Source organism: Microscilla marina ATCC 23134, from assembly GCF_000169175.1.
Taxonomy (GTDB): Bacteria; Bacteroidota; Bacteroidia; order Cytophagales; family Microscillaceae; genus Microscilla; species Microscilla marina.
This window is the reverse complement of record NZ_AAWS01000128.1, coordinates 1-1,345: the sequence shown is the minus strand read 5'-3', so window position 1 is coordinate 1,345 and position 1,345 is coordinate 1. Positions and strand designations below refer to the sequence as shown.

Here is a 1,345-nt window from a genome sequence, read left to right as displayed (position 1 = left end):
TAGGCATCAGGGGGGCTAGTTCGTCTATTCCGTGGAAGCGTCCTAGCTGCGCGTCATATCTTCGGTATATCGTCTCATGCCAGTTCAACTCAAAGCTTTTCTCAAGCTCAGTCCCCGCATTATATTGATACCTATGCTCAGGCTTACCCTGCTTCTCAATCCCTCGCAGGTTCATTCCAAACGGATAATAATGATTCTCCTGTACAATCAGTTGCGGGGTATGCTCCACCACCATATCATCAAAGAATACTTCCTGGTCGCTTTCATTGGCGACGAAGGCTTGTAAGTATCCCCTTTCGGTAGCAGTATACGTTAGTTCCAGGTCTTGCCATTGTCCGGCGCCTGGGCTCAGATGAGCAATTTGTAACGAGGCGGTAACGGGCGTACCGTCTTTTTTATAAAATACCAATTTTAAGTAACCACTTGGTACCGTGGCGTTCGGGTTATTACCCCCGTTGTTAGGCGTAATACTCAGCCCTAAATTCAGTAGAAAAGGCGTGTTTTCTGTAGAGATTTCACCACTGTTTGAGTGGCCGTTTACTTGTCCCAGGGTCAGCCCCCAGTTCACCGCATTGCTATGGGTCACCGAACCCCCGGCGTAATAACCCTTCACTTTCACTTTTACCACATCGCCTTTGCTTACTTCCAGGTTGCGCAACATTCCTAGCGGCTCGGTGCTCGTTAGTTTGGCTACATGGTTGCTGGCGCTCGTCGGATCAGAAGAAATAATAACTTCTTTGTATTCGAAACCTTGCTGTTTATCGGTGGTAACATCTTCTAAATCAGCCCGGTAAATTTTCTTTTCTCCTTCCCTGAAAGCTACCCTCAAGTTACCTAAATGGTCTTTATAGTATACGCACCTAAAATCCTGTATTTCAAATCTTTAAGCGCATCCTTTTGTTGCACTCATTACAAAGACCAAAGGCGTCAATGTAACCAAGACCAAATGTACAAAGCACTATTTTCAAAAGAAAGAAAAATGGTAAATAACCGCCTTACACCATACAAAGACCACTTTCAGCAGTGCAAAGATCGCCTTCAACAGTACAAAGCCCAGGGAGTTTGGAAAAGTGAGCGCGCAGATGAACGCAGGAGGAACGACTAAGTGAAGCGGCGCAAACACTGCGCGTAAGCCAGCGGGGAGACGACCAGGCAAAACCACTTTCGAAACCACTACTTTGAAGCTTTCTAACCGCGCGTTGGGGCCCGCCCGTGTTCACAGCCGAAGCCCAAAGGAGTGGCGGTTTTTCGCGGGTAGCTGCGCGAACGACGACGGCTGAAGGATGCCGCCGACCACGAGGCTGCGCGAGCGGTAGGCATTTTGCGGGTGCCAGGTGGGGCACGC

1 protein-coding gene and 1 pseudogene are annotated in these 1,345 nt (G+C 48.8%); one reads left to right on the top strand and one right to left on the bottom strand.

Features of this window, described 5'->3' with window-relative positions:
• Positions 1 to 829 (bottom strand): annotated as a pseudogene (locus M23134_RS40805) (hypothetical protein); the annotation flags it as partial.
• Between the two features lie 117 nt (positions 830 to 946).
• On the opposite strand from M23134_RS40805, the gene M23134_RS41675 reads away from it, so the two are divergent.
• Positions 947 to 1,105 (top strand): hypothetical protein, encoded by a 159-nt coding sequence (locus M23134_RS41675; protein WP_002705381.1) that lies wholly within the window; start codon positions 947 to 949, stop codon positions 1,103 to 1,105.
• Positions 1,106 to 1,345 lie beyond the last annotated feature (240 nt).

Coding starts and splice junctions, on each gene's coding strand:
- M23134_RS41675 (WP_002705381.1), top strand. CDS start 947: ATGTACAAAGCACTATTTTCAAAAGAAAGAAAAATGGTAAATAACCGC.